This is a genomic window from Sphingomonas sp. SORGH_AS_0438 (assembly GCF_031453475.1).
Taxonomy (GTDB): domain Bacteria; phylum Pseudomonadota; class Alphaproteobacteria; order Sphingomonadales; family Sphingomonadaceae; genus Sphingomonas.
Window position 1 is genome coordinate 1413903 of record NZ_JAVIZS010000001.1, and the last position, 25584, is coordinate 1439486.

Annotated in this window: 21 protein-coding genes, 1 tRNA gene and 3 pseudogenes; 15 read left to right on the plus strand and 10 right to left on the minus strand. The window is 68.9% G+C overall.

Features of this window, described 5'->3' with window-relative positions; translation table 11 throughout:
- Positions 1-14: 14 nt before the first annotated feature.
- The 3 genes and pseudogenes from edd (at position 15) to eda (ending at position 3434) form a co-directional block, all read left to right on the plus strand.
- Entirely contained in the window at positions 15-1826 is a 1812-nt protein-coding gene (gene edd / locus QE452_RS06620; protein ID WP_309659007.1) for a phosphogluconate dehydratase, read from the plus strand.
- A 36-nt stretch (positions 1827-1862) separates the two neighbouring features.
- Entirely contained in the window at positions 1863-2831 is a 969-nt protein-coding gene (gene glk, locus QE452_RS06625) for a glucokinase (RefSeq protein WP_125995084.1), read from the plus strand.
- A gap of 17 nt (positions 2832-2848) precedes the next feature.
- A pseudogene (eda, locus tag QE452_RS06630) lies at positions 2849-3434 on the plus strand (bifunctional 4-hydroxy-2-oxoglutarate aldolase/2-dehydro-3-deoxy-phosphogluconate aldolase).
- A 13-nt stretch (positions 3435-3447) separates the two neighbouring features.
- Here the strand turns inward: eda and QE452_RS06635 are convergent.
- Positions 3448-3924, minus strand: a complete 477-nt coding sequence (locus QE452_RS06635) for a DUF4126 domain-containing protein (RefSeq protein ID WP_309659006.1) — start codon at positions 3922-3924, stop codon at positions 3448-3450.
- Positions 3925-4276: 352 nt separating this feature from the next.
- On the opposite strand from QE452_RS06635, the gene QE452_RS06640 reads away from it, so the two are divergent.
- From QE452_RS06640 to QE452_RS06655, 4 genes are read left to right on the plus strand one after another with little or no spacing between them, the layout of a single operon-like run.
- Positions 4277-4435, plus strand: coding sequence for a hypothetical protein (locus QE452_RS06640; protein ID WP_309659005.1), 159 nt, complete (start codon positions 4277-4279; stop codon positions 4433-4435).
- A gap of 43 nt (positions 4436-4478) precedes the next feature.
- The gene (locus QE452_RS06645) at positions 4479-6314 is read left to right on the plus strand and encodes a methyl-accepting chemotaxis protein (protein WP_309659004.1); all 1836 of its coding nucleotides are present in this window, start codon (positions 4479-4481) and stop codon (positions 6312-6314) included.
- A gap of 41 nt (positions 6315-6355) precedes the next feature.
- Complete coding sequence (locus QE452_RS06650) at positions 6356-7114, plus strand: DUF2332 family protein (RefSeq protein WP_309729770.1); 759 nt, start codon at positions 6356-6358, stop codon at positions 7112-7114.
- Complete coding sequence (locus QE452_RS06655; protein WP_309730517.1) at positions 7101-7412, plus strand: DUF2332 family protein; 312 nt, start codon at positions 7101-7103, stop codon at positions 7410-7412. Before QE452_RS06650 ends, QE452_RS06655 begins: the two co-directional genes overlap by 14 nt.
- Positions 7413-7418: 6 nt before the next feature.
- Here the strand turns inward: QE452_RS06655 and QE452_RS19050 are convergent.
- The 9 genes and pseudogenes from QE452_RS19050 to QE452_RS06705 form a co-directional block, all read right to left on the minus strand.
- Positions 7419-8112 (minus strand): annotated as a pseudogene (locus QE452_RS19050) (aspartate/glutamate racemase family protein).
- A 13-nt stretch (positions 8113-8125) separates the two neighbouring features.
- On the minus strand, positions 8126-10075 hold the full coding sequence (locus QE452_RS06670) for a beta-L-arabinofuranosidase domain-containing protein (RefSeq protein ID WP_309659001.1): 1950 nt from the start codon (positions 10073-10075) through the stop codon (positions 8126-8128).
- Positions 10076-10140: 65 nt separating this feature from the next.
- Positions 10141-10767, minus strand: coding sequence for a glutathione S-transferase (locus QE452_RS06675; protein ID WP_309659000.1), 627 nt, complete (start codon positions 10765-10767; stop codon positions 10141-10143).
- 47 nt (positions 10768-10814) lie between these two features.
- Positions 10815-11714 (minus strand): class I SAM-dependent methyltransferase, encoded by a 900-nt coding sequence (locus QE452_RS06680; protein ID WP_309658999.1) that lies wholly within the window; start codon positions 11712-11714, stop codon positions 10815-10817.
- 69 nt (positions 11715-11783) lie between these two features.
- The gene (recA, locus tag QE452_RS06685; RefSeq protein WP_125996543.1) at positions 11784-12857 is read right to left on the minus strand and encodes a recombinase RecA; all 1074 of its coding nucleotides are present in this window, start codon (positions 12855-12857) and stop codon (positions 11784-11786) included.
- 104 nt (positions 12858-12961) lie between these two features.
- Positions 12962-13657, minus strand: coding sequence for an enoyl-CoA hydratase/isomerase family protein (locus QE452_RS06690; RefSeq protein ID WP_309658998.1), 696 nt, complete (start codon positions 13655-13657; stop codon positions 12962-12964).
- Complete coding sequence (locus QE452_RS06695) at positions 13654-14484, minus strand: 4-(cytidine 5'-diphospho)-2-C-methyl-D-erythritol kinase (RefSeq protein WP_309659095.1); 831 nt, start codon at positions 14482-14484, stop codon at positions 13654-13656. Before QE452_RS06695 ends, QE452_RS06690 begins: the two co-directional genes overlap by 4 nt.
- Positions 14478-16070 carry a tetratricopeptide repeat protein gene (locus QE452_RS06700; RefSeq protein ID WP_309658997.1) on the minus strand — a complete coding sequence of 531 codons (1593 nt, stop codon included), beginning with the start codon at positions 16068-16070 and terminating at the stop codon, positions 14478-14480. Before QE452_RS06700 ends, QE452_RS06695 begins: the two co-directional genes overlap by 7 nt.
- Positions 16045-17712 carry an electron transfer flavoprotein-ubiquinone oxidoreductase gene (locus QE452_RS06705; RefSeq protein WP_309658996.1) on the minus strand — a complete coding sequence of 556 codons (1668 nt, stop codon included), beginning with the start codon at positions 17710-17712 and terminating at the stop codon, positions 16045-16047. The genes QE452_RS06700 and QE452_RS06705 overlap by 26 nt, the downstream gene beginning before the upstream one ends.
- A gap of 160 nt (positions 17713-17872) precedes the next feature.
- On the opposite strand from QE452_RS06705, the gene QE452_RS06710 reads away from it, so the two are divergent.
- The 8 genes and pseudogenes from QE452_RS06710 to QE452_RS06745 all read left to right on the plus strand — a co-directional run bounded on the left by QE452_RS06710 (position 17873) and on the right by QE452_RS06745 (position 25488).
- Entirely contained in the window at positions 17873-18589 is a 717-nt protein-coding gene (locus QE452_RS06710) for a uracil-DNA glycosylase (protein WP_309658995.1), read from the plus strand.
- Positions 18586-20553, plus strand: coding sequence for a lytic transglycosylase domain-containing protein (locus QE452_RS06715; protein ID WP_309658994.1), 1968 nt, complete (start codon positions 18586-18588; stop codon positions 20551-20553). The genes QE452_RS06710 and QE452_RS06715 overlap by 4 nt, the downstream gene beginning before the upstream one ends.
- A complete protein-coding gene (moaB, locus tag QE452_RS06720; RefSeq protein ID WP_309658993.1) occupies positions 20553-21080 on the plus strand; it encodes a molybdenum cofactor biosynthesis protein B in 528 nt (175 codons plus the stop codon). Before QE452_RS06715 ends, moaB begins: the two co-directional genes overlap by 1 nt.
- A gap of 18 nt (positions 21081-21098) precedes the next feature.
- Complete coding sequence (locus tag QE452_RS06725) at positions 21099-21653, plus strand: 2Fe-2S iron-sulfur cluster-binding protein (RefSeq protein ID WP_309658992.1); 555 nt, start codon at positions 21099-21101, stop codon at positions 21651-21653.
- 91 nt (positions 21654-21744) lie between these two features.
- On the plus strand, positions 21745-22710 hold the full coding sequence (locus tag QE452_RS06730; protein ID WP_309658991.1) for an RcnB family protein: 966 nt from the start codon (positions 21745-21747) through the stop codon (positions 22708-22710).
- Between the two features lie 98 nt (positions 22711-22808).
- Positions 22809-23501 (plus strand): 2OG-Fe(II) oxygenase, encoded by a 693-nt coding sequence (locus QE452_RS06735; RefSeq protein ID WP_309658990.1) that lies wholly within the window; start codon positions 22809-22811, stop codon positions 23499-23501.
- Between the two features lie 102 nt (positions 23502-23603).
- Positions 23604-25371: pseudogene (recJ, locus tag QE452_RS06740) on the plus strand (single-stranded-DNA-specific exonuclease RecJ).
- A gap of 42 nt (positions 25372-25413) precedes the next feature.
- Positions 25414-25488: transfer RNA gene (locus QE452_RS06745), tRNA-Glu, on the plus strand.
- The last annotated feature ends 96 nt before the right edge of the window (positions 25489-25584 follow it).

The window sequence follows — 25584 nt, forward strand, 5'->3', positions numbered from 1 at the left end:
GAGCGACCCATCCGATGAAGGCGGACATCCAGGCGGTCACCGACCGTATCATTGCACGTTCGCGCGCGTCGCGCGGCACCTATCTCGACCTGATCGAGCGGGAGCGTGACCGCGCCGTCCGCCGCCCGGCCCTGGGCTGCGCGAACCTAGCCCATGCCTATGCCGGCACCGAGGAGGATCGCGAGCAGCTGAAGGCCGATGCCGGCATGAACATCGGCATCGTCACCGCCTATAACGACATGCTGTCGGCCCATGCCGTCTATTACCGCTATCCGGAACTGATGAAGGTCTGGGCGCGCGAGGTCGGCGCGACCGCGCAGGTGGCGGGCGGCGTGCCGGCGATGTGCGACGGCGTGACCCAGGGCTATCCGGGCATGGAACTGTCGCTGTTCAGCCGCGACACGATCGCGCTGTCGACGGCGGTGGCGCTGAGCCATGGCACGTTCGAGGGCGCGGCGCTGCTCGGCATCTGCGACAAGATCGTGCCGGGGCTGCTGATGGGCGCGCTGCGCTTCGGCCATTTGCCGACCATCCTGATCCCCGGCGGCCCGATGCCGTCGGGCCTGCCCAACAAGGCCAAGGCCGCGGTGCGGGAACGCTATGCCGAGGGCGAGTGCGGCCGCGAGGAACTGCTGGAAGCCGAGATCCAGGCCTATCACACCAAGGGCACCTGCACCTTCTACGGCACCGCCAACACCAATCAGATGATGATGGAGGTGATGGGCCTGCACATGCCCGGCGCGGCCTTCGTCAATCCGGGCACCAAGCTGCGCCAGGAACTGACCCGCGCCGCCGTCCACCGGCTGGCGCAGATCGGCGTGCGCGGCGACGACTACCGCCCGCTCGGCCATTGCGTCGATGAGAAGGCGATCGTCAACGCGGCGGTCGGCCTGCTGGCGACGGGCGGTTCGACCAACCATCTGCTCCACCTGCCGGCGATCGCGCGGGCGGCGGGGATCGTCATCGACTGGGAGGATATGGACCGGCTGTCGGCGGTGGTGCCGCTGATCGCCCGGGTCTATCCCAATGGCTCGGCCGATGTGAACGGCTTCGAGGCGGCGGGCGGTATGCCCTTCGTCGTCCGCGAATTGCTGGATGGCGGCTATCTGCACCGCGATCTCCTAACCATCGCCGGCGGCGACCTGACCGCATTTGGCGAGAAGCCGGTGATCGAGGGCGACGCACTGACCTGGACCGATCCGGGGCCGAGCGGCGACGAGACGATCCTGCGCCCGGTCGCCAACCCCTTCTCGCCCGATGGCGGAATGCGCATCCTCCAGGGCAATATCGGCCGGGCCTGCATCAAGGTGTCGGCGGTCGAGCGCGAGCGCTGGGTGATCGAGGCGCCCGCCCGCGTCTTCGCCGACCAGCTCGACGTGCTGGAGGCGTTCAAGGCCGGCGAGCTGGAACGCGACGTGGTCGTCGTGGTCCGCTTCCAGGGCCCGCGCGCCAACGGGATGCCCGAATTGCACAAGCTGACGCCGCCGCTCGGCGTGCTTCAGAATCGCGGGTTCAAGGTCGCCCTGGTCACCGATGGCCGCATGTCGGGCGCGAGCGGCAAGGTGCCCTGCGCCATCCATTGCAGCCCGGAGGCACTGGGCAACGGCCCGATCGGCAAGATCCGCGACGGCGACATGATCCGGCTGGACGCGGTGAACGGCACGCTCGACGCGCTGGTCGATCCGGCCGAATGGGAAGCCCGACCGCTGGCCCAGGGCGGCGACGCCGCGACCGGCATGGGGCGCGAGCTCTTCGCCCTGTTCCGCCACGATGCGGACGAAGCCGAACGGGGCGCCTCGGCGATCCTAGCCGCTGCCGGGCTCTGACCGCCACCAAAAAAATACAGGTACGAGGGAGGGACAATGCAGGTCGTCGCAGTCGATATCGGGGGAACGCACGCCCGCTTCGCCATCGCCGAGGTGGAGGGGGGCCGTGTCGTCGCCCTGTCCGAGCCGATGACCCAGAAGACCGCCGAGCACGCCTCGCTCCAGACCGCGTGGCAGGCGTTCGAGGCGGCCTATGGCAAGCCCCTGCCCCGCGCCGCCGCCATCTCGGTGGCCTCGCCGATCACCGGCGACATTATCCGCCTGACCAACAATCCCTGGATCATCCGCCCGTCGCTGATCGGCGAGCGGCTCAACGCCGATATCTACACGATCATCAACGATTTCGGCGCGGTCGGCCATGCCGTGGCGCAGCTGCCGGATGAGGACTTCCAGCATCTCTGCGGCCCGAACGCGCCGCTGCCGGCCGAGGGCGTGACGACGGTCTGCGGTCCCGGCACCGGGCTGGGCGTGGCGCAGGTGCTGAAGCAGAATGGCGGCTATCAGGTCCTGTCGACCGAAGGCGGCCATATAAATTTCGCCCCGCTCGACGCGCTGGAGGACGCGATGCTGCGTCGCCTGCGCAAGATCTTCACCCGCGTATCGGCCGAGCGGATCGTCGCCGGCCCCGGCATCGTCGCCATCTACGAAACGCTGGCCGAACTGGAAGGCCGCCCCGTCGTCAGCCGCGACGACAAGACGATCTGGCAGGAGGCGCTGGAGGGCACGGACTCGATCGCGCTCGCCGCGCTCGACCGCTTCTGCCTGTCGCTGGGCGCGGTCGCGGGCGACCTGGCGCTGGCGCATGGCGCGAAGGCGGTGGTGATTGCCGGCGGCCTGGGCCTGCGCATCAAGGACAAGCTGATCCGCTCGGCCTTCGACCAGCGCTTCGTCGCCAAGGGACGGTTCCAGTCGATGATGGCGGCGATGCCCGTCAAGCTCATCACCCATCCGCAGCCCGGCCTGTTCGGTGCCGCCGCCGCCTTCGCCCAGGAGCATAGCCAGTGACCGATATCCTTTCCATCATGCGCACCAGCGCGGTCATCCCGGTACTGGTGATCGACGACGCCGCGACCGCTCGGCCGCTGGCCGAGGCGCTGGTCGCTGGGGGCCTGAAGGTGCTGGAAGTGACGATGCGTACCCCGGCCGCCCTCGACGCGATCGTCGAGATGAAGAAGGTCGAGGGCGCGATCGTCGGCGCGGGCACGGTGGTCAACACCGACCAGTTCGAGCAGGTGATGAAGGTCGGCGCGGAGTTCATCGTCTCCCCCGGGCCTGACCGACCGGCTGGGCAGCGCGATCACCGGCGCCGGCGTCCCCTATCTGCCCGGCATCGCCAATGCCGGCGACATCATGCGTGGGCTGGACCTTGGGCTGACCGCGTTCAAGTTCTTCCCGGCCGAGACCAGCGGCGGGATCAAGGCGCTGAAGGCGCTCGCCGCGCCCTTCTACCAGTGCCGCTTCTGCCCGACCGGCGGGATCACCGAAGTGTCCGCGCCCGACTGGCTGGCCTTCGGTCCGGTCGAATGCGTCGGCGGCAGCTGGGTGACCGGCGGCACCATGGCCGAGGTCGAGGCCAAGGCCCGCGCCGCCGCCGCGCTGCGCGGCTGACACCCGCCCCCGATCACGCCTCCGCCGCGCGGCCTCGCACGATGCGCGCGGCGGAGGTGAGAACCGCGATATCCTCGGCAAAGCCGGTCGGCGTCTGCCCATGCCGGTGGAGCGCCGCCATGCGCAGGCGCCAGCCGGGATAAGCCGCGACCACCGCCGTGGTCCCGGCCAGGGCCGCGCCCCACCAGCGCTCCCGTTTCGGCACCAGCATCGCGCCCGCGACCGCCGAGGTCAGGAACCGGGCGACAAGGCCGATCGGCACGATCCGGTCCGGGGCGGTCTTCTGCTTGTCGCCGGCCATCTCGCCCACCGCCAGCGCCAATGTTCCCGCCGCCACCAGCGGCTGACCGAGCAGCTTCGACAATCCGTCCCGCGCAGGCAATTCGCCGCGCGCGATCCCGATCGCCACGGCGGCGAGCGGCGTCATCGCCCGTTGCCCGCCGACCAGTCCCATCTTGAACGCTGCGATCACACCTGCCTCCATCGTCATTTGCCAGCCTGAACGTGTTCGCCTGCGACCAAGTTTCAGACGGGCCGAGCGTCCGAACCGCAAAATATTGTGCCCAAGCCCAAGGTCCGCCCGGGCAGCGTCCTAGAATAGGCCGTGGAAGATAAGATCGTTCGGGGGCATCCAGTTTGCGGTATCGTTATCATCTGCTCGCGATCACGATCGTCTGTAGCGCCGTTCCCACAGCGGCCCATGCCGGCGCGGTGGCGATGATGGAGCGAGTGGAGGCTGGACCCGACACCCTCACGTCGGCGGAACCGCAAGGCCCGACGGCTGCCGACACGATCTGTGCACAGGGCCGCCCGATCTCCTGGACGGCTCTGTCGGTGACGGCGTGACCGGGACACTCAAGCTGATGGCGAGCGCCAACAACCTGTTCGACACGCTGGCGGTCGGAGCGATCGACGATCCCTCGATCCCGGCGACCGGCATCGTCCGGCCCCGCATATGGAATGGCCGGCCCGTGTCGGCCACGGCCCGTCTCGCCTTCTAACCGGCTCCGTCCGCGCCCCCTCCCCTCCGATAGGTAGGTATCGATGTTCCGTGCGATGACCATCCCGCGCAAGCTGGCCGTCTCCTTCCTGGTGCTCTGCGCCTCGGCCGCCGCGATGATGCTGGTATTCTACAGCAGCTTCGACGCGATCCGACGGGCGACCGACAGCAGCAACACCAGCCAGACGGTGCTCAGCAAGCTGCAAACGCTAGAGACGTCCATCCTGCGGCAGAACAGCCAGTTTCGCGGCTTCATGGTGACCGCCGATCCCACCTACCTCAAATCCTACCGGGAGGCGCGGGCGGAATATGACAGCACCTATGCAGCCGTGCGGCCGATGCTGTCGGACCCGGAGATGCTCCGCAACATCGACACCTCACAGCGGGAAACGCTGGCCTGGCGGCGGGACTGGGGCGATCGGCTGATCGCGCTAGTCGAGCGCGGTGGCCAGCAACAGGCCCAGCAGATGGTCCGCGATGCCGGCCAGAAGGTGATGACCAGCAAGGCGGTGCTGCCGCTGCGCGCCGTTCGCGACTATGAGTCCAAACTGCTGGTGCGGGAAGCGGAACGCCAGGCCGCCACCATCCATACGGGGATGAAGACGCTGGTGATCGGTGGCATCGCGTTGATTGCGATCGCGATCCTGCTGGCGGTGCTGCTCAGCCGCACCATCGCCCGTCCGATCACCCGCCTGACCGGCACCATGGCGGAGCTGGCGATCGGCCGGCACGATGTCGAGATCCAGGGGGCGGCGCGTTCCGACGAACTGGGCGACATGGCCCGGGCCGTGCTGGTCTTCCGCGACGCCGCCGTGGCGAAGCAGGTCGCCGAGGCCGAGCAGGCGCGCCACGATGCCGAGCAGAAGCGGGTGGTCGACACGCTGAGCGCGCATTTGTCGCGCGTGTCCGGGGGCGATCTGACCAGCGCGATCACCACCGCCATGCCGCCGCGCTACGCCAAGCTGAAGGAGGATTTCAACGAGACGCTGTCGCAACTTCGTGCCCTGATCGGTGCGGTGTCCGACGGCGCGCTGGCGATCAACGGCAGTTCCAACGAGATCGCCCAGGCCTCCGAGGATTTGGCACGGCGCACCGAAAGCGCCGCCGCCAGCCTGGAGCGGACATCGAGCGCGGTCAGCCAGGTCGAGGCACGTCTGAAGCAGACGACCGAGGCCGCCCGACGCTCGGCAGCCGGATCGGGCGCGGCCCTGCTCGCGGTGCGTGATGGCCGCGGCTGCGCCACCCAGGCGGTGCAGGCCATGGAACGCGTCTCGGCCAGCGCCAAGGGGATCGACACGGTCATCGAGGGGCTGGACAAGATCGCGTTCCAGACGCGGGTGCTCGCCATGAACGCCGCCGTGGAAGCCGGTCGCGCGGGCGATGCCGGCCGCGGCTTCGCAGTCGTCGCCGATCTGGTATCGGCGCTTGCGATGCGCGCCGAGGAAGAGGCGAAGAACGCCCGCAACCAGCTGACCACGACGCAGAGCGACATCGGCATGGCGGTGAATGCCGTCGGCAGCGTCGATCGCGCCCTGGGAGCGATCAGCGACGCCAATGAACAGGCGAGTACCCTCGCCGAACATATCGCGGCCGATAACGAGGCGCAGTCGACCGCGATCGGACAGATCGCCGCTGCGATCACAGCGATGGACCGCACCATCCAGCAGAATGCCGCCATGGTCGAGCAGACCTCCGCCACCGCCCGGCAGTTGACGGGTGAGGTGGGTGAACTGACGGTCAAGGCTTCGCGCTTCGATACGGGCCGCCCGGCCTCCACCAGCCGCACCCCGGTCGCCGCACGCCATGCGGCCGCCGAACCCGTCACACCCGCCCGATCGTCCGCCCAACTGGCGGACGCCGACGCCTGGCTCAGCTTCTGACGTCGGAAGGACGCATCATCGTTCCTCGTCAACCGTCCGCCATGGCTGTTCCACACCCATCCGATGCCGGCCTGGCGGCGGCTCGCGCCTATCTGGAGGATCAGGCACGGGTCGCCCATGGTTTCGGCTCGCCCTTCGTCGCGGCGCTGCTGCTTGCCGGTGCGCGGCATCTGGAGGTCGCCCCATATACAGCGACGATGATGGCGGAGTGGCCGGGCGACCGGGCAAGCGCGGCTGTCGCGATGCGCTTCCACAGCGCGCTTCATGCCCTGGCCCGGCAAGGCAGCATCGCGCCGCTCGCCGCCCTGTTTCGTGGGGAAACGGTCGATGTCGATCATGCGGTACGCACTGCCCTGGCGATGGGCGACCTGGTCATCGCCGAGCGCCTGAAGCACCCGACCCAGACCAACGAGGTCGCTCGTTCCGCCGCCTTCGCCGCCGCGCTGCTGCATCTTGGCCAGATGTTCGCGATGCCGGTCGAGCTGCTGGAAATCGGTGCGAGCGCGGGGCTGAACCTCAATCTCGGCCGCTACCGCCACAATCTGGGCGGGACCATTGCTGGCGATCCCTGTTCGGAGCTGACGATCGCCCCGACCTGGTTTGGCCCTCCCCCGCCGGCGACCACGCTAGATGTCCGGTCCGCGCGCGGCGTCGATCTGGCGCCGATCCGGATCGAGGATGCCGCCGCCTGCGAGCGCCTGCTCGACCATCTGTTCGTCGATCAGGTCCAGCGGATGGATCGACTGACCCGCGCGCTCGCCATCGCCCGGCGTCATCCGCCCCCGACTGGATCAGGGTAGCGCCGGTGCCTGGCTCCCGGATCGGCTTGCCACGGCGCAAGCGGATGGATGCCTCCGGGTCGTGCTCCACTCGATGGTCATGCAATATCTGGCGGCGGACGAACGCCAAGACGTGGTCGCGGCGTTACAGTCGGCGGGGGCACACGCCGATGACCGGCATCCCCTGGCCGTGATCGGCCTGGAGTGGACGCCGGTGCGCGACGCTGTCCATCTGACCATGACCCACTGGCCGGACGGCCGGACATGGCAGCTGGCCGAGTGCGACCCCTATGGCGCCTGGATACGCTGGCGCGCCTGACGCCGATCAGGCCAGAGCGCGGTCCAGTGCCGCCTCGGCATGGAGGCGGGTCGTGTCGAACAGCGGCACGGGGCTGTCCTCCGCGCCGATCAGTAGCATGATCTCGGTGCAGCCCAGGATCACGGCCTGCGCGCCCCGGTCCGCCAGCCGGGCGATGACGGCACGATAATGCCGCGCGGGACCGGGGATCGACCACGCCCGCGACCAGTTCGTCATAGATGATCCGGTGCACGGTCGCGCGGTCCTCGGCGTCCGGCACGAGTACCTTCAGGCCATGCCGGTCCGCCAGCCGCCCCCGATAGAAGTCCTTCTCCATGGTGAAGGCGGTGCCGAGCAGGCCCACGCGTTGGATACCGGCCGCCTTGATCCGCTCGGCCGTGAGGTCGACGATATGGATCAGCTCGGCGGACACGGCCTCCGCGACCTGATCCGCCATGCGGTGCATGGTATTGTAGGCGATCACCAATATCTCCGCCCCAGCGCGCTCGAGCGCCGTGGCGGCGGCGACCATGCGGTCGGTCAAGGCCGGCCAGTCGCCGGCCGCCTGCAACGCCGCGATTTCGGCGAAGTCGAACGACCAGAGGATGCACTTGGCGGAGGCCGGGGCGCCCAGCCGGTCCCGCGCCCGCCGATTGATGATCCGGTAATATTCGGCCGAGCTTTCCCAGCTCATGCCGCCGATTAGGCCGATCGTCCGCATTCCCCTGCCCCCTTCAGGCCATGTCGAGCTTCCAATAGGTCGCATAGCGTTCGTGCGCGATGCGGAAATAGGGGATCATCCGGATCGGCTTGCCGTCGGCGGCGGCCGTCTCGAACTCGAGGGCGCGCGGGGTCGCGCGGATCGTGCGGGCGATCGTTTCCGCGTCTCCGGCCAGGGTCGGCGGGGTGAAGGGCGAGGCGTTGTACTCGCCATATTTCCGCTCGTTGACGATGATGTCGGCGCCCGGTGCCAGTCCGTCCTTCCCCAGCGCCCCTGCCAGCACCAGCGGTCCATAGGTGAAGGCAACGATGTCGGGCGCGGCGGGCGAGCGCTGTGCCGCCACCGTCATCGCCAGTCGCAGCTCGATTTGGTCGCCATCGCGCCAGGTCCGGGCGAGGTCGAGATAGCGTCCGGGCCGGTCGGAACGCAGGATTTCCTCGCCATTGACCAGCACCACCGCATCGCGGCTCCAGCCGGGATGGCGCAGCTTCAGCGTCATCGCGGTCGGTCGCTGCAAGGTCCAGCGGAACCGCGTCGCGCTCGCATCGGGGAAGGCGGTGGTCTGCGTCAGCGTCGCCTGCTTCGCGTCCCAGCGGACCGAGGACGGCATGAACAGGTTCACATAGATCGCGTCGTCATCGTGGAAATAGATCGAGTCGCGATATTTGACATGGTTCTCCATGCCGGTGCCCGTGCAGCACCAGAAGCTGTCCTCCGGCGTGTGGTACAGCTTCATATAACCGGGCCGTGCGCCCTGGAAATAGGTCGCCATGCCGCTGTCCGGGTCCTGCGAGGCCAGGATGCCGTTATAGAGCGTGCGCTCGTAATAATCGGCATAGTCGGCGCGGGGATCGTGCAGGAACAGGGCGCGGGTGAGCCGCAGCATATTGTGCTGGCAGCAGGTTTCCGATCCCTTGGCGGAGAAGACATGGTCGGCGAAGGTCGCGGGCGCGAAGAAATGCTCGTTATCGCCATGCCCTCCCGTGGCGAAGGAGCGGGTCGTCGCCACCGTCTTCCAGAAGAATTGCGCGGCGGTGCGATACTCCTGCTGCCCCGTCTCCTCCCACATTCGCTGCAAGCCGATGATCTTGGGCAGTTGCGTATTGGCATGTTGTCCGTCGAGCAGGTCGCGCTGCCGGGCCAGCGGCGTCAGCACCGCCTTTTGCGCGAACCGGCCGGCGAGATCGCGATACTCCGCCTTGCCCGTCATGTCGTACATGTCGGCGAAGATCTCGCTCATGCCGCCATGTTCGGTCTCCAGCATGGTCTCGAACTGGGCGTCGCTGAGCGGCGCGGTCGCCGCGACCGCCCAATCGGCGAAACGGAGCAGCACCGTCCGCGCCGTCGCGTCGTCCGCCAGCAGTGCCGCGTCCCGCAACCCCGCGTAAAGCTTGTGCAGCGTGTACCAGGGCACCCCCGTGATCGGCTCGCCTCGCAGATGCGCGGTGACTACGGCGGCCCCCTTGGGGAAGGCGCAGACCAGGCCGGACCGCGATGACGCCTGGCATTCCGCCAGTTCCACGGCGATGTGCGCGATCCGGCTGCGATAGCGCGCGTCGCCAGTCGACCGATAGGCGAGCGCGCAGGCGGACAGATAATGGCCGAGCGTGTGCCCCTGACAATGGATGTCGGACCAGATCGGCTCCGATTCCCAACCGCCATAGACCGGTGCCCGTGGCTTCAGCCCGGCATTAACCCGGAAGTTATGAAGCATCCGGTCAGGATCGAGCGAGAGGAGATAGGCCTCGGTCTTGCGCTGCGCATGGAGGAACGGGCTTTCGCCGAGCGTCACGTCCTTGAGATCGAAGGGACGCAGGCTGGGTGTCGGACGCGTGCCGACCGGCACAGGCTTGGCCCTGGGCCGGGCGGCCGCCATGACCGGCGTGCCGGCCATGAGGACACCGCCACCGGCCCCGGCCAGAAAGGTCCGGCGGCTGTGCGTTGGACCATGTTCATCCTGCATCAGGACCTCTCCATCCCGTCATTTGTCCGACCAATGCTAGCATGGCGGGACGGGACCTGGAAAGGTCAGGCATAGGCATAGGGGCCGCCGCGCGCGAGTGCGGCCTGATAGGCCGGGCGGGCGTGGATCTTGGCCAGCCAGGCCGTGGTGGCCGGATAGCGGGCATCCAGACCGGCGCGATGACGCGCCGCTTCCAGCGGAAAGCTCATCATGATATCGGCGGCGGTCATCCGTTCGCCCGCGAACCAGGGGCGGCTAGCCAGTTCCTGCTCGACATAGGCGAGATGCCGGTCGATCATCGGCTGGATACGCGCACTTGCCCGCTTGCCCAGCAGCGGTATCCGGCCGAGCACCAGCTTCAGCAGCAGCGGCGGCATCAATGACCCTTCGGCATAATGAAGCCAGAAGCGATAGCGCAGCACCTCCGACCGGTGGGCGCCGGGCCCGAGCACGCCATCCGCCAGTTCGACCAGATATTCGACGATCGCGCCGGTCTCCGCGACGATCGTCTCGCCATCCTCCAGCACCGGTGACTTGCCGAGCGGATGCACGCGGCGCAGCTCGGGCGGGGCAAGCATCGTTTCCGGGTTCCGCTCGTAGCGCTTGACCTCATAGGGGAGACCCAGTTCCTCCAGCATCCAGAGGATGCGCTGCGAACGCGAATTTTCCAGATGATGGACGATGATCGTCATGCCTGATCCCCTCTCATGATCGCGGTCGTCCGCGTCGGCGAACGCCCCTAACGCATTGGCGGGCGGAAGCGGTCCGGCGCGATGTTTGATGATGCTGACTCGTTCCTCGCCCGCCAAATCCAGGCGCAGGCCGGCAATATCACCCGATCGCCGATGCGATGATCCGACAGCATCGCGGAGAGCCGGGCCAGCATGATCGGCCGGTCGGCGGCCGTCGCTTCGGCCAGCGGCCGGGCGACCGCACCGATCCGCGACAGGAAGGACACCGCATCGGTGACGGGATCGGCGCCCTCTCCAGCGACATAGTCGAAGGCGACCTGCGCGACGGTCGCCTCGTTCCAGCCCGCCGCCGCCAGCCAGCCGGCCACCTGATCCGCATCGGAAAAGGCGAAGGGGCCGGGAGCATAGTCGCGGGAAAGAGGCACCGTCGAACCGGTCACGTCATCGGCGATCGTGGCGAACCGGTTGCGGGCGCGATCATCGAAACAGGAAAAGACCAGGCTCGCCCCCTCGCCCGCACCGGCGCGGCTCGCCGCCAGGGCGGTCACCGGTTCGGGAAAGAACATCAGGCCGTGCCGGGAAATGATCAAATCCGCTCGCCCCGCCTCTTGAGCAAGCGCGACAGCATCGCCCGATAGGAAGCGCAAATGGGGAGCCGCGCCGGGATCGCTCGACCGCCAGTGTGCCAGCCGCTGCCGGGCGATCACCACCAGTTCGTCGGAAAGGTCGATGCCGGTAATGGCCAGCTCTGGCCGAGCCTCGGCCAAGGCCAAGCTGGTCGTGCCCGCACCACAGCCGATATCGAGCGCCTGTCCCATGTCCGGCGCGACGTGCGCGATGGCGGCGTCGAGATGCCGGGCCAGATCGGCGAAGCTTCGATCGGTCCGGCGCCATTCCGCCGCCCAGACATGGCCGACGCGACCGGTCCAATCGCCTGCGCTGGTCATCCCATTCCCTCGCGTCAGCCCGGCTCCGAAGCGAAACGGCCCGCCGTCACCGGCGGGCCGTTCGAAGGATCAGGCGTCGTCCTCGCCGTCCGGTCCGACCATCATTTCCTCCGCAACCTTCTCGGTGCGCTGGCGGATGGCCTTTTCGAGACGGTCGGCCAGTTCGGGATTGTCGCGCAGATAGTTCTTCGCATTCTCCCGGCCCTGACCGATCCGGATCGAGTCGTAGGAGAACCAGGAACCCGACTTCTCGACCAGCCCGGCCTTGACGCCTAAGTCGAGGATCTCGCCGATCTTGGAGATACCCTCGCCATACATGATGTCGAACTCGACCTGCTTAAAGGGCGGTGCGACCTTGTTCTTCACCACCTTGACGCGGGTGGTGTTGCCGGTGACCTCCTCGCGGTCCTTGATCGCGCCGGTGCGACGGATGTCGAGGCGGACCGAGGCGTAGAATTTCAGGGCGTTGCCGCCCGTCGTCGTCTCCGGATTGCCGTACATCACGCCGATCTTCATGCGCAGCTGGTTGATGAAGATCACCATGCAGCGCGAACGGCTGATCGAGCCGGTCAGCTTGCGCAGCGACTGCGACATCAGCCGCGCCTGCAGGCCGACATGGCTGTCGCCCATCTCGCCCTCGATCTCGGCGCGCGGCACCAGGGCGGCGACCGAGTCGACCACCAACACGTCGATCGCGTTGGAGCGGACCAGCGTGTCGACGATCTCCAGTGCCTGCTCGCCGGTATCCGGCTGCGAGACGATCAATTCGTCGATATTGACGCCCAGCTTCTTGGCATAGACGGGATCGAGCGCGTGCTCGGCGTCGACAAAGGCGGCGGTGCCGCCGTTCTTCTGCGCCTCGGCGATGACGTGCAGCGCCAGCGTCGTCTTGCCCGAGGATTCCGGGCCATAGACCTCGATCACGCGGCCGCGCGGCAGACCGCCCACGCCCAGCGCGATGTCGAGACCCAGCGAACCGGTCGAGATCGCCTCGACCTGCATCGTCTCCTTCTGCCCGAGCTTCATCGCCGAGCCCTTGCCGAAGGCACGGTCGATCTGGGCCAGCGCGGCGTCGAGCGCCTTTTGTCGGTCGGTGTTTGCGGTTGCCATGCCGGTGTCGATCACTTTCAGGTTCGCGGCCATTACGGGCTCCCATCGCTAAAGCAAGCGCACCCCTAGGGCAACGCGTCACCCACCATGTACGACTTCCGTTCCACCGGAACAAGAGTGGAACATCGATTTTTCTGCTACCCGGTCGGTCCGATCCGGGCAGCGGCGAAGCGGGAAAAGGTCAGGTTGTCGAAGCTGTTCTCGAACAATGCCGCATGGTTGGGATCGGTCGGATCGGCCAGCACCCGCTTCAATCCGCGCAGCGCCGCCGGATCATTGGCCAGCGCCAAGTCCGGCGCTTCGGACACGGCCTCGACCAAGCCGATCCGCAAGGCCTCGGCCGAGTCGATCGTCCGGGCGGTGAACAGCAATCGGGCGACCTGCCCGCGTCCGACCTGGGCCGCGAGCCGGGCCACGTCCTCCGCCGGATATCCGATGCCGAGCCGGGCGGGCGGCACCGCGAAACAGGCATCGGGGCCGGCGATCCGCCAGTCGCAGGCGAGGATCAGCGCCACCGCCGCGCCGAAACAGCCGCCCTCCACCAGCGCGACGACGGGCATCGGCAGCGCAGCGATCGCCTCAATGCCCGCGCGCATCGCCTCCCGAAAGGGGGCGCGGCGTTCCGGCTCCGCCGCCAGCCGGGCGAGTTCGTCCAGATCCGCACCGGCCGAAAATACCCGGTCCTCCGATCGCAGGACGACCAGCGATGCGTCCTCGACCAGCGGTCCCACTTGCGCGAGTTGCTGCCAGCCGGTCAGCGGAATGGCGTTGCGGGCACCGCCCCGGTCGAGCGTGATCGTCGCCAGCGCGCCGTCGCGCATCACCCGGATCATGCGAGGCGTGACGCCAGACGCCACCAACCCCGCTGCGCCGCCGCGATGGTCCGATCGGCCGCATCGCGTTGCGCCCCATCGTCGAACAGCGCGAAGCAGGTCGCCCCCGACCCGGACATCCGGGCGAGGCGCACCCCCGGTTGCGCCGCCAGCATCGCCAGCACCGCATCGATCACCGGTGCCACCGCCCGCGCCGCCGGCTCCAGGTCGTTGCGCCCGTCCAGGGCGGCCGCCATCGGATCGCCCGTCGCCAGCGCCCCCCGATCGACGCCGTCCCACCCTGCGAACACCGAAGCCGTCGACACCGCCACCAGCGGATTGACCAGCAGCAGCGGAATGTCGGTCAACCCGTCCAGTTCGACCAATTCGTCGCCCCGGCCGACACCCCGGCTAGTGCGTCCCAATACGCAGGCCGGCACGTCCGCGCCCAGCGCAATTGCGACGGGCATGACCGCCTCGACCGACACATCCACAAGCCGGGCCAGGGCGCGCAGCGTCGCCGCCGCATCCGCCGAGCCGCCGCCAATGCCCGATGCGATCGGCAGCGCCTTGGTCAGGGTGATGGCGACCGGCGGCACGGGCGCGACCTGCGCGCGGAAACGGTCGCGCGCGCGGGTCACCAGATTGTCGCCCTCGCTCGCCAGACCGGCCGCGAACGGCCCGTCGATCGCGAAACTGTCCTGCTCGGCGGGCGTGACCGTGATCCGGTCCCCATCCCGGGCAAAGGCGAACAGCGTCTCCAGCGCGTGATACCCATCGGCCCGGCGGTGACGGACATGCAGCGCCAGGTTGATCTTGGCGGGCGCGTCCTCGACGATCGTCACAATCCCTCCGCCTGCTTGTGCGCCAGCCGCGCCAGATCGCGCGGTTCAGCCGTTACGGACGCCGCCGCCCAGGCATAGCGCGCCTCGTAACGGCGACCGGCCGTCCAGTAGAGATCGCCCAGATGCTCGGCGATCTCGGCATTGTCGGGCTCGGCGGACGCCGCGCCCTCGATCAGCGGCAGCGCCCGCGCCGTGTCGCCCGTGCGGTGATAGGCCCAGCCCAGCGAGTCCGCGATCGAGGCATCGTCCTTCGCCAGACGGTGCGCCCGCTCCAGCAGCGCGATCGCCGCTATGGGGTCGCCGCCATGCGTGATCTCGCCATAGCCGAGATAGTTGAGGATCTGCGGATCGTCCGGCGACAGCGCCAGCGCACGGGTCAGCGCCTTGCGTGCGCCCTTCCAGTCGTCCGCCGCGTCCAGTCCGGCGGCATAGTTGAGCCAGGCGGTCGCATTGCCTTCGAACCGCCGGTCCTTCATCATCCGCTTGTACCAGGGCAAAGCCGCCTTGGCCTGGTCCGCCTGGACCAGCAGCCCGGCATAGCGCGCCCGGTCGACGCCATCCGCAGTTCCGGCCTCCGCCCGTCGCCGGGCCAGCGCCAGCGCTTCGGGATCGCGATCGGTGCGGGCCAGCAGCGGGAAGCGTTCGGCCAGCGCCGCTTCGCCGAAGGGGCCGTCCAGCGGGATCGGATCGAGCAGCGCCAGCGCGCGGTCCGGATCGTCGCTGCGCGCGACCTGCGTCGCCAGCACCAGACGGGCGGGCACATAGGTCGGATCGCAATCCAACGCCGCGCGCGCCATGGCCAGACCGATCACGCTGCCCCGCTCGCCGTCCAGTTCGCGCGCCAGTCGCACGAGCAGCCGCGAGGTCGCGAAGGCAAGGGTCGGGCGGGCCGCGCTCGCCTTGGCCTGGGCGACCAGCGCGGGATCGTCCAGCAGCGCCGCCACCCGGTCGGGATGGTCGGCCACCAGCAACTCGGCGATGGCGCGGATCACGGGCGAACGGCCGGTCGGCCCCTGCACCGCCTCCGCCGCGGCGATGCCGGCATCGACCTTGCCGCGCGCGACCAGCAACAGCGCCCGGTTCTCCGCTGCGAAACGCGCCGCCAGCGATCGGGCCGGCACCTTGTCGAGCAGTGCCACGCCGTCCTGCCCACGCGTCTCGGCCAGCCAGCCCTGCAGGGCCGGCGCGATGACGCGGAGGATGCCGCTGTCCAGCCCGGTCAGCGCCTTGGCGAAGGCGGCCGGATCATTCGCCCGCGCCGCGTCGGCGAGCGGGAACAGCGCCGCATCGGGGGGCGCCTCCTTGCCCAGGATGGCGATCGTACGGCGGACCAGCGCCGCATCGCCACCCGCCACCGCCGCGCGATAGGCCCGGGCCGCGACCGCCCGGTCGGTCGGTGCATCGTCCAGCACGCGGGCATAGGTGGCCAGCGCCGCATCGCCCTGCCCCTCGGCATCGGCGGCGCGCGCGGCCAGATACGTCGCGAGCGGCTGGCTGTCGGCGATCGCCGCCGATGCCGGGACAGACCAGAGCGCCAGCGCCGAACCAGCCAGACCAAGCGCCTTACATATTGGGATAATTCGGACCACCGCCGCCTTCCGGAACCACCCAGTTGATGTTCTGGGTCGGGTCCTTGATATCGCACGTCTTGCAGTGGACGCAATTCTGCGCGTTGATCACGAATTTCGGATCGCCTTCGTCCTGCCCGACGATCTCGTACACGCCCGCCGGACAGTAACGCTGCGCCGGCTCGTCATACAGGGGCAGGTCGTATTCGACCGGCACATTGGGATCACGCAACGTCAGGTGGACCGGCTGGTCCTCCTCGTGATTGGTGTTCGACAGGAACACCGACGACAGCCGGTCAAAGGTCAGCACGCCATCGGGCTTGGGATAGACCGGCGGCTTGACCTGATCCTGCCGCCACAAGCTCTCATGGTCGGGGTGATGCTTGAGGGTGAAGGGCATCTTCAGCCCGAAATGCTCTGCCCACATGGTCACGCCGGACAGGCCCGAACCCAGCAGGTCGCCGAACTTCTTGACCAGCGGCACCACGTTGCGGACGATCGACAGCTCCTTCTTCAGCCAGCTCGCCTCGAACGCCTCGGGATAGGCGGTCAGTTCGTCCCCCTCGCGCCCGGCCTGGATCGCGGCGAAGGCGGCCTCGGCGGCCATCATCGATGATTTCTGCGCACCATGCGTACCCTTGATCCGGGGCACGTTGAGGAAGCCGGCCGAACAGCCGATCAGCGCGCCGCCGGGGAAGACCAGCTTCGGGATCGCCTGCAACCCGCCGTCATTGATCGCCCGTGCGCCGTAGGACACACGCTTGCCGCCCTTCAGCAGATCGGCGACCGCCGGATGCGTCTTCCACTTCTGCATTTCCTGGAAGGGCGACTGGTGCGGATTGGTATAGCTGAGCCAGGTGACGAAACCGATCGACACCTGCCCGTTCGCCTGGTGGTAGATCCAGCCGCCGCCATTCGCGCCGCCGCCCGGCACCTCGGTCAAGGGCCAGCCCTGCGTATGGACCACCTTGCCCGGCTCGTGCTTGTCGGGCGCGATGTCCCATAATTCCTTGATGCCCAGGCCATAGACCTGGGGCTGGCTGTCGCGCGCCAGGTCGAAGGTGCGGATCACCTCCTTGGTCAGATGACCGCGCACGCCCTCCGCGAAGAAGGTGTATTTGGCATGGAGCTCCAGCCCCGGCTGATAGTCGGGCTTGTGGGTGCCGTCGCGGGCGACGCCCATGTCGCCAGTCGCGACGCCCTTCACCCGGCCCTGCTCGTCGAACAGGATCTCGGCGGCGGCGAAGCCGGGGAAGATCTCGACGCCCAGTTCCTCGGCGCGCCCCGCCAGCCAGCGGCACAGATTGCCGAGCGAGCAGGTATAGGTGCCCTTGTTGTGCAGGAAGGGCGGCGTCCACAGATGCGGCAGGTTGAACTTCTTCTTCGGCGTCAGCACCCAGTGGTGGTTCTGAGTCACCGGCGTCTCCGCCAGCGGGCAGTCGGTGTCGCGCCAGTCCGGGATCAATTCGTCCATCGCGCGCGGATCGATCACCGCGCCCGACAGGATGTGCGCGCCCACTTCCGAGCCCTTTTCCAGCACACAGACCGACAGCTCGCTGCCAGCCTCATTGGCGAGCTGCTTCAGCCGGATCGCGGCCGACAGGCCCGCAGGCCCGGCACCGACGATCACGACGTCATAGGGCATCGACTCGCGTTCGCTCATTCCATCCACTCCCGATCCGGTCCGCCAGCGGCGGTTGCCGTAACGTTCCGCCTGTCCGCGCCGGCGGCCTCGCCGACAGGCGTACAGCGGCAACGTCCTGTCCTGTCTGCCGATCCGATAGATTGACGAAAACGTCAACCTTTGCGCAAGGGAATGCGTGATGGGGGCATATCAGACTTTCGACGCGGCGCTGGTCGCCAGCGCACTGGACTGGTGGGCCGACGCGGGCGTCGACCTGCTGGTCGAGGATGTCCCGCGTGACTGGTTCGCCGCCCCGCCGCCGCCCCGTCCCGCCGCCGCCGAAGCGCCCCCGCCCGTCCCGGCCCTGCCGGCGACGCTGGAGGCCTTCGCCGCATGGCGGGCGGGGCCGGACGCGCCCGATGCCGGATGGAGCGGCGCGGCGGTCGCCGCCAGCGGCCCGACCGACGCGGCGCTGATGGTGCTGCTGGACTGCCCGGACCGGGAGGATGGCGATGCCGGTGCCCTGCTTGCCGGTATCCAGGGTCGCTTGTTCGACCGGATGCTCGCCGCGATCGGCCTGTCCCGCGACGCCGTGCATGTCGCGGCGGTCTGTGCCCGGCGGCCGATCGCCGGCCGGATGCCTCGCGAAGTGGAGGCCCGACTGGGCGAGGTCGCGCGCCATCATGTTCAATTGGTTGCACCCGAAAGGCTGCTGCTGCTCGGCGACGCGACGAGTCGTGCGATCCTGGGGATGGAGCGCGGCGTGGCGCGCGGACGGCCACATCAATTTCAGCATAAAGACGGTATCACCCAAGTCGTCGCCAGCCTGCATCCCCGGCTGCTGATCGAGCGGCCCGCGATGAAGGCGGAAAGCTGGCGCGACCTGAGATTGTTGATGGGAGACGCGGGGGAATGAGGCTCAACCTGACGATCGCGGCGCTGCTCGCCGGCTGTTCGCTGGCCTGCCCGGCCGCCGCGCTTGCCGCGCCCGCGCCTAATCCCGCGCCGGCCACCGGCACCCGCCTCGATCATATCCCCGACCAGCTCGATGCCGCGCAGCGCAGCGGATACCGGCTGGTCTTCGCCGCGATCCGCGAGGGCCGCTGGACCGACGCGCAGATCGCGCTCGACTCGATGGCGCCCGGCCCCCTCCACGCCATCGCCCGCGCCGAACTCTATACCGCCAAGGGTTCGCCCCGCGTCGAACTCGCGCCACTGGTCGCCCTGCTCAACGAAGCGCCCGAACTGCCCGAGGCGGAACAGCTCCGCCGGCTGGCGCAGGCGCGTGGCGCATCCGACCTGCCCCCGCTTCCGGTGCAGCAGCGCCTGATCTGGCAGGACGGCGCCCCCCGCCGGGTCCGCACCAAGCCGACCGCCAGCGATCAGGTCGCGGCCGATCTGCTCGCGCGGATGCAGCCCTTCATCAAGAGCGATGACGGCGCGAGCGCGGAGGCTTTGCTGATCGCCACCTCCGGCCTGTCGAGCGAGGCGCAGACCGAATGGCAGGCGCGCGTCGCCTGGATGTACTATCTCCAGGGCAATGACGAAAAGGCGCGCGAACTGGGCGCGCTGGCCGCCAATGGCTATGGCGACTGGGCGGTGCAGGGTCGCTGGATGGGCGCGCTCGCCGCGTGGCGGCAGAATGACTGCCATGCCGCCGAGTCGGGTTTCGAGAATGTCGCCGCCCGCGCCAACGATGTCGATCTGCGCGCCGCCGGTCTCTATTGGGCCGCCCGCGCCGACATCGTCTGCGCCCGTCCGGACAAGGTGCAGGCGCGCCTGACCAGTGCGGCGCAGTTCCGCGAGAGCTTCTACGGCCAGCTCGCCCGCCAGGCCCTCGGCCTGCGCGACCAGGTCAAGCCGGGGCATGGCCTGGTCGCCACCGAATGGTCTGCGCTGGAACGCCGCCCCAATATCCGCGTCGCCGCCGCGCTGGTCGAGCTGGGCGAGACGGAGCTGGCCGATGATGTGATCCGCCAGCAGGCGCGGATCGGCAACCCGGCCGAGTTCGCCAGCTTGGTTCGGCTGGCCGAAACGCTCGACCTGCCCGCCACCACCCTGTGGCTGGCGCATAACTGCCCGCAGGGCGTCACCACCCTGCCTGAGGCGCGCTACCCGACACCCAACTGGACCCCCGACAGCGGCTGGCGCGTCGACAAATCGCTGGTCTATGCCCATGCGCTGGAGGAGAGCCGCTTCCGCTCCAAGGTGACCAGCCCGGCCGGCGCGTACGGCCTCATGCAGATCATGCCCGCCGCCGCCGTCGATTTCGCGCGCGAGCGGGGCCTGCCGATCGACAAGAACGCACTGTCGCGCCCCTCCACCAACATGGATATCGGCCAACGCCATCTGGAGCGGCTGCGCGACATGATGGGGATCACCGGCGGCCTGCTGCCCAAGGTGATCGCCGCCTATAATGCGGGCCCCAAGCCGGTCGGCGAGTGGAACAGCCTGGTCCACGACAATGGCGACCCGCTCCTCTATATCGAGAGCATCCCCTATTGGGAGACGCGCGGCTACGTCACCACGGTCCTGCGCAACTATTGGATGTACGAGGCGCAGAACGGCAAGCCCAGATCGGCCAGCCGCAACGCGCTGGCGCAGGGCATGTGGCCACGTTTCCCCGGTCTGTCCGGCGCGACGGCGGTCCGGATGCCGTCGCGCAACATCGGCTATGCCGCTGTCGGCCGCCCGGTACGCCCGGTTCCCACCGCGCCGGCGCCCGTCGTGATGGCGGCCGCCGCGCCGGCCAGCGCGACCGCGCCCTCCTCCGCCCCCAGCGACACCGATGCGCTGCGCGCCGCCGCCGCCGCGATGGCGATGCAGCGTCCCAAGGCCAGCATCTCCTTCTCCGCCGCCGAGCCGGGCGGCGTCCGCTGATGGCGATCGATCTCAGCCGTCCCTTTCAGCCCGTTCGAATCGCCGTGCTCACCGTCTCCGACACGCGCGGGCTGGCGGAGGATCGCTCGGGCGACGCGCTGGTCGAGCGGCTGACCGCCGCCGGCCATGTCCTGGCGCAGCGGGCGATCGAGCGGGACGATCAGGATGCGATCGTCGCCCGGCTGAACCAGTGGATCGACGATGCGACCATCGACGTGATCCTGACCACCGGCGGCACCGGCGTCACCGGCCGTGACGTCACGCCCGAGGCGATCGAGCGGATCGCCGACAAGATGATCCCCGGCTTCGGCGAGCTGTTCCGCTATCTGTCCTATGCCAAGATCGGCACCTCGACCGTCCAGTCGCGCGCCTGCGCCTGCGTCGCGCGCGGTACCTATGTCTTCGCGCTGCCCGGTTCGACCGGGGCGGTACGCGACGGCTGGGACGGCATCTTGCGCGAACAGCTCGACAGCCGCCATCGCCCGTGCAACTTCGTCGAGCTGATGCCGCGCCTGCTGGAACGCTGACGCGCCAAATTCGTCCGCATGACCCGCTTCACCGTCAACAACCAGCCGGTCGAGTACCGCCTCGACCCGCAGACCCCGTTGCTCTGGGCGTTGCGCGACGCGTCCAACCTGACCGGCACCAAATATGGCTGCGGCACCGGTCAGTGCGGGGCGTGCACGGTCGATGTCGATGGCCGTGCGGTCAGAAGCTGTCGGACCAGCATCGCGCAGGTCGAGGGAACGAGCGTTACCACCATCGAGGGACTGTCGCAGGAACGGGAGCATCCGGTGCAGCTCGCCTTTCTGGCCGAACAGGTCGGACAATGCGGCTTCTGTATCCCGGGCTTCGTCATGGCGGCGGCGGCGCTGCTGCGGCGCGACCCCGACCCCAGCGAAGCGGTGATCCGCGCCTCGCTCACCAATCTGTGTCGCTGCGGCATCTATCCCCGCATCGTCGAGGCGGTGCACCGCGCCGGTCGCCTCCAGCGGGGGGAGGATGTGATCCCCGCCGGTGCGCGTCCCGGCATCGACCCGGCCGAGGCGGCCGGCGCGGTGCCGGCCCTGATCGCCCCGGCAAAGCTGTCGGATCGCTGACGACGCAATTCAGCTTCCGTTCGTCCCGCGTCGGGCACATCCTGTCCATCATCAGGGTCGGCTCGTGCGCCGACGGACAAGGAATGGACGGATGAGGACGCTGATCGGATCGCTGCTGGCGGCGGTCGCCTTTTTTCCCGCCTCGGCGCTGGCGCAACAGGTCGAGCGGCGCGACGACGGCCCGGCCGGCGAACGCGGCCCGCCCGTCGCCCAACGCCGGATGCCCGATGCCGAGCGCTTCGGTCCCCGCCCCGACCGACCGCCCGAGGGGTGGCAGCGGCCGCAGCGCGACGATCAGCCCCGCCCCGCCCCGGTGCAGCCCGCGCCCCGGCCGGATCGCACCGACGCCGACCGCGACGCGGATCGTCGGGCCGACGCCTGGCGGCGTGGCCCGGAACGGGGACCGGATCGCGCGCCGCCCCCCGACGCGGGCTGGCGCCCCGAACCCAGCCCCGCCCCCATGCCCGGCTGGAATGATCGGGGCCCCGGACGCGACCGTACCCAGGCCGATCGTGATGCCGATCGCTCGGCCGACGCATGGCGGCGCGACGAACAGCGCCGCAGCTTCGAACGCGATCGCCGGGAGCGGGATCGGCAATGGGATCGTCAGCGTCAGGCGCGCGACGACTGGAACCGCAACCGCGCCTATGATCGCGGCTGGGGCGGCAACTGGAATGGCGGTTGGAGTGATGACCGGGGCAGCGCCGCCACTTGGAACAGCGGTCGCGAGAGCTATCGGCCCCGCGCCTGGGATCGCGGATGGCGGAACGACCGGCGCTTCGACTTCGACACGTTCCGCCGCGACAATCGCCAGTCCTTCCACCTGCCGCGCTATTACGGCCCGTCGGGCTGGACGCAGGGCTATCGGCGCTTCGGCCTGGGGTTCAGCCTAGCGCCGCCGCTCTGGAGCCAGGGCTATTGGATCGCCGACCCCTGGGCCTATCGCCTGCCGGAGGCGTACGGCCCTTATCGCTGGGTGCGCTATTATGACGATGCGCTGCTGGTCGATTTGCGCACCGGCCTGATCGTCGACGCGGTCCACGACCTGTTCTGGTGATTGCCACCCGACCCGCGGCCGGCCGCGCGGGTCGGCAACGGCTTTGCCCCTTTTTGCTTCCTCTTGCCTTCCGCGCCGGGCGGCGCGAAAAGCCCGTCATGGCGCTCTTTTCCAAATCGCGGCCTGCGACCAGGCCCCCCGCCACGTCCCCAGCCCGCGCCCTGACCGGCCACAGCGTCGCCGCACGGCTCGATGCGAACCCGGCGGCCGAGCGCCTGCCGATCGACGATGCGCAAATCTACCGCGTGCCGGATTTCCTCGATGCCGCGACCTGCGCCTCGCTGGTGGCGATGATCGACAGTCGCCGCCGCCCCTCGACCTTGCTGTCGGACCGCAACGACCAGGGGTTCCGCACCTCGGAAAGCTGCGACATGGACCGCTGGTCACCCGACGTGCGCCCGACCGACGAGGCGATCGCCGCGCTGCTCGGCATCGATCCCGTCCATGGCGAGACGATGCAGGGCCAACGCTACGCCCCCGGTCAGCATTTCCGCGCGCATCACGATTATTTCCACGACACCGAAAGCTATTGGCCGCGCATGGTCGCGGAGGGTGGCCAGCGTACCTGGACCGCGATGATCTACCTCAATGATGTCGAGGACGGTGGCGCGACTTGGTTCCCGACCGCCGGCGTCCGCGTCGCGCCGAAGCGCGGCCTGCTGCTCGCCTGGAACAATATGAAGCTCGACGGCGCCCCCAATGAGGCGACCATCCATGAAGGCATGCCCGTCGTCGAGGGCACCAAATATATCGTGACCAAGTGGTTTCGGGAGAATGCCTGGCTGCGCTGACCGCGTCGGCCGGCATCGCCCGTCGCCCTTTCCCTTGCCGTGCCCGCCCGCGTCGCTACGGATGCGAGGCATGTCCCCAACCGGTCTTTCGCTCGCGTGACGCTGTCTCCCGGCACTGTTCTCGGCATCAGCCAGTCGATCGGCGGTCAGCCCTGGCGCTGGCGCGCTTTGTCCGCCGACGATCGCGACGGCGGATTGGGCGGCGAGGCGCTGCTTCGCCAGCTCCTGCTCTCGCGTGGCTGCCCGCCCGACGCGGTCGAGGCGCATGTCGCCCCCTCGATCCGGGGCTTCATGCCCGACCCCTCCATCTTTCGCGACATGGACCGCGCCGCCGCACGACTGGCGGATGCGGTCGGCGCGCGCGAGCCGATCGCCATCTTTGGCGACTATGACGTCGACGGCGCCACCTCGACCGCTCTGCTCGTTCGTCTGCTCCGGTCACTGGGTCACGACGCCCGCGCCTATATCCCGGATCGCCTGACCGAGGGCTATGGCCCCAGCGGACCCGCCCTGCGTCGACTGGCGGCGGAGGGCGCATCGTTGATCCTCACCGTCGATTGCGGCGCCCAAGCCTTCGAGGCCCTGGAGGATGCGCAGTCCGCCGGGATCGAGATCGTCGTCGTCGATCACCACAAATGCGCGGCGGCGCTGCCCGTCGCCCATGCGCTGGTCAATCCCAACCGCCTGGACGAGGCGGCGGATGCGGCCGCGCACGGGCACCTTGCGGCCGTGGGCATGTGCTTCCTGCTTGGCGCGGCGCTGGTCCGGGAACTGCGCTGCCGGGGCTATTTCGCTGATCGCGCGGAGCCCAGACTGATCGACCTGCTCGATCTGGTCGCGCTCGGCACCGTGGCGGATGTCGCCCAGCTTCGCGGGCTCAACCGTGCCTTTGTCGCGCAAGGGCTGAAGGTCCTGGCACGACGCGCCAATATCGGTCTTTCCGCCCTGATCGAGGCGTCGCGCCTGACGCGCGCGCCGACCGCCACCGATCTCGGTTTCGCGCTCGGCCCCCGCATCAATGCCGGCGGCCGGGTCGGCCGATCGGACCTCGGCGTGCGCCTGCTCACCACCGAAGACCCCGAAGAGGCGCGACAGCTGTCGGAACAGCTCAACCATTTCAACGAAGAGCGCCGCGCGATCGAAGCCGCCGTGCAGGCGGAGGCCGATCTGCTGATCGACGAACGCGCACATGTCGTGACCGTCTGGGGCCAAGGCTGGCATCCCGGCGTGATCGGCATCGTCGCCGGACGGCTCAAGGAGCGGCTTGGCCGTCCGGTCGTCGTGGTGGCGGTGGACGAGCATGGCACCGGCAAGGGGTCGGGCCGCTCGATCACCGGCGTCGACTTGGGCGCGGCGATCATGGCGGCGCGGGAGCACGGCCTGCTGGTGGCGGGCGGTGGCCACGCCATGGCGGCCGGCCTGACGATCACGGCCGCGCGCCTGCCGGAGCTGGCCGCCTTTCTCGACGAACGGCTCAAGGTCGCGGTCGAGCGGGCCCGCGAGGATCGCGCGCTGCTGATCGACGCCGTGGTTGCGCCCGGTGGTGTCACCCCCGCCCTGATCGAATCGCTGGACGCCGGTGGACCTTATGGAGGCGGGCTGGCCCTCGCCCCGCATCGTCGCGGGTCCGTTCCGCCTGATCCGCGTCGATGTGGTCGGCAACGGCCATATCCGCGCCATCGCAGCCGGCGAGGATGGTCGCAGCCTGAAGGCCATGGCCTTCCGCGCGGCTGATACCTTGTTGGGCCAGGCGCTGCTTGGCATGCCCAAGCACCGCCGCCTCTGGCTCGCCGGCCGTGCGCGTCTCGACGATTGGGGAGCGAAGCCTGCCGCCGAACTTCATCTCGATGATGCCGCATATGCCGATTGACGAACTCAAAACTCTCCTCTAACGACCCGCTCACGCCTTCACGGCCCCTTCGTCTAGCGGTTAGGACGCGGCCCTTTCACGGCTGAAACACGGGTTCGATTCCCGTAGGGGTCACCACTCGCAGAAATCTGCGATTTTTTAAACGTGCGAGGGAGGGGTTTTGCCCCCTCTATGCGTGTGAAGTTGCCCCACTTCGAGTGCTTGCCTGTCATC